The organism is Lelliottia sp., assembly GCF_045627565.1.
In the GTDB taxonomy this organism is placed as follows: Bacteria; Pseudomonadota; Gammaproteobacteria; order Enterobacterales; family Enterobacteriaceae; genus Enterobacter.
The window spans coordinates 1-2,093 of the sequence record NZ_JAZQNX010000029.1 but is presented as its reverse complement, the minus strand read 5'-3'; the positions used below and the strand labels follow the sequence as shown (position 1 = coordinate 2,093).

The window sequence follows — 2,093 nt, the reverse complement described above, 5'->3', positions numbered from 1 at the left end:
GAACGACATGGCTACGATCCGACTTCTTCAAAGGCCTGCTGTAGCGTCATGGTGGTCACGGGCGTTTCTCCTGATTATGGCGGAACGGTGAGCTGTAACAGCCCTTTACCATACGGGGCGACATCGGGATATCCGGCTGGGTCTGAGGTTTAAAGCTTTCAGGTGGTAACCGGATAATTTCTTCAATCGACTCGATGCTGCGAAAAGTGGATGAACATTCGATATTGGTGCACTGGTGGTAGCGCTGTTTGACGTTATCCGAGAGATACCGGCTTGTACGCGCATGTGCCGCCTTTTTGCAGAACGGACAGTGCATCATTCCAGCATCCCCCGCGCTTTCAGGTCAGCTTCACGCTCACGCAGTTTGTTAAAGTAGGCCTGACGCTGGCCGTGGGTAACTGCCACGCCGTAATTCATGTGCGCCAGTGTCTCCGCCGACAGCCCGGCTTTAAACAGCACCGGCTCATCCGCGAGACGGATGTGACAGTCCTTCACCGCACGTTCAAGCCACGTTTTCACCTCCTGCATGACCGCTTTATCGGGTTCGACATAGCCCTGAATCCCGACGGTGTTCGCGAGAGGGTTCCCAAGCGCCAGCATTTTCAGTTTCATCGCCCGGACAAGCGCTCCGCACGTCTGACGCAGCGCGTTATCCAGCTCCTTTCCGGCGTATTCGCTCAGCACGTTGTGATGCGCCTGACGGTACTTTCTGGCCGAGATGTCACAGGAGGCTTTCAGGCGGTCTTTGTCATAAGCCAGCACCTCAGCCAGCCTGTCGCATTCCTGCGCCAGCTCGCGGGAGGCCACGCGTGCCAGATGCTGCTGTTTCAGCTCGTCCGTCAGCATTGCCCCACCGGCACGGAAGGCCGCGCGCCATCCGCTGGCCTCGCTGCCGCTTTCCTTTTCAAGCTCCGCTTTCTGCTCTTTGGTTCGGGTCATCGCCGTGGTGGTGTCATCCATCTGGCGGGCGTTTTCGAGATGGGCGGCTCTGGCCGCGTCCAGTTGCTGGAATGCCGGTGTCAGGTAATCAGGGATAATGGTGGTCATGGTGTGTCTCCTCAGTCATGTCAGGTTGAGGAGATTCTGCCCTGCGCCACACAACAACTCGACTCATTGCCGTTGTGGCAGGCATGGCACAGACGGGACTTTTAAAAGCAGGCTGGCCAGAGAAAGGTCGCAGGAAAATCACCCTCTCTGTTTGTTTTTTTACTGTTAACTATTCACCACTGTTCACCTTTAATAAAAATATAAGTAATACAGTAAGTTAAATGGTGAACAGTTGAGGGTCTGACTGTTCACCGTCTGTTCACCACTGTTCACCCTGAGCATTTATCGACCACTAACATTCTTTCGGCCTTTTAGATTCATTGGGAATAAAAGCGAGTCTATTTATTTCATTTTTAACTTATCGACCTTGCCAACAATGGCCAATAAAGGCCAATAACGGCCAATATAGGCCAGCAGTGTTTACGGTATAAAATTCAGTCAGTTGTATGGCCTGCTGATAAGAAAAGACTTGTTGCCCTGAGCGAAAATATTCACAAAATAGAGCGCTACCCGAGGCCGGACGGACACGACCGGCTCTGTATGGATTTTATGAGGTAGCCCGATGCACACCGCTTTTTCTTCCCCGTCTTCTGCACCTGTCGCCCCGCCGATGCCGTTTTCTGACGCCGTTCAGGAGCGCTTTATCCGCCTGCCCGAAGTGATGCACCTGTGCGGTCTGTCGCGCTCCACAATTTATGACCTCATCAGCCGGGAGGCTTTCCCGAAACAAATCTCACTGGGCGGTAAAAACGTGGCGTGGGCGCAGTCAGAAATCACCGCATGGATGGCCGAGCGGATCGCCGATCGTAACCGGAGCTGTGACGCATGATGATGGCCGTTCTTCTGAAAGCCCCTTTTTCTGGCTTGCTTCCCTTCGCCATTTCCAGGTATAGTTTTCCCGCTGTCGCAAAATCGGCAGTCGGGCGTAGGAACCCGTGTTACTTATTGGCGACTCAACACGCGCCATGCGTGTTTTTTTACGTCGTTGCTCAGGCACACCTTATTTTTAAACGGTGGTTCTTATATCATCGTTTTAGTCAGATAAT

4 protein-coding genes are annotated in these 2,093 nt (G+C 53.1%); 2 read left to right on the top strand and 2 right to left on the bottom strand.

Features of this window, described 5'->3' with window-relative positions:
- Positions 1 to 55 precede the first annotated feature (55 nt).
- Positions 56 to 319: an ogr/Delta-like zinc finger family protein gene (locus tag ACKI5T_RS15870; protein WP_059291258.1), complete on the bottom strand. Its 264-nt coding sequence runs from the start codon at positions 317 to 319 to the stop codon at positions 56 to 58.
- Positions 316 to 1,047, bottom strand: coding sequence for a glycoprotein 3 (locus ACKI5T_RS15865; RefSeq protein ID WP_407438667.1), 732 nt, complete (start codon positions 1,045 to 1,047; stop codon positions 316 to 318). The genes ACKI5T_RS15870 and ACKI5T_RS15865 overlap by 4 nt, the downstream gene beginning before the upstream one ends.
- A 562-nt stretch (positions 1,048 to 1,609) precedes the next feature.
- Between ACKI5T_RS15865 and ACKI5T_RS15860 the strand changes: the two genes are divergently transcribed.
- Entirely contained in the window at positions 1,610 to 1,876 is a 267-nt protein-coding gene (locus ACKI5T_RS15860) for an AlpA family transcriptional regulator (RefSeq protein WP_063160807.1), read from the top strand.
- On the top strand, positions 1,873 to 2,093 hold a 221-nt coding region (locus ACKI5T_RS15855; RefSeq protein WP_407438665.1), incomplete at its 3' end, for an ash family protein. The genes ACKI5T_RS15860 and ACKI5T_RS15855, both read left to right, overlap by 4 nt.

Excerpts from the sequence above, each read along its gene's own strand:
- ACKI5T_RS15870 (WP_059291258.1), bottom strand. The coding sequence starts at position 319 with ATGATGCACTGTCCGTTCTGCAAAAAGGCGGCACATGCGCGTACAAGC.
- ACKI5T_RS15865 (WP_407438667.1), bottom strand. The coding sequence starts at position 1,047 with ATGACCACCATTATCCCTGATTACCTGACACCGGCATTCCAGCAACTG.
- ACKI5T_RS15860 (WP_063160807.1), top strand. The coding sequence starts at position 1,610 with ATGCACACCGCTTTTTCTTCCCCGTCTTCTGCACCTGTCGCCCCGCCG.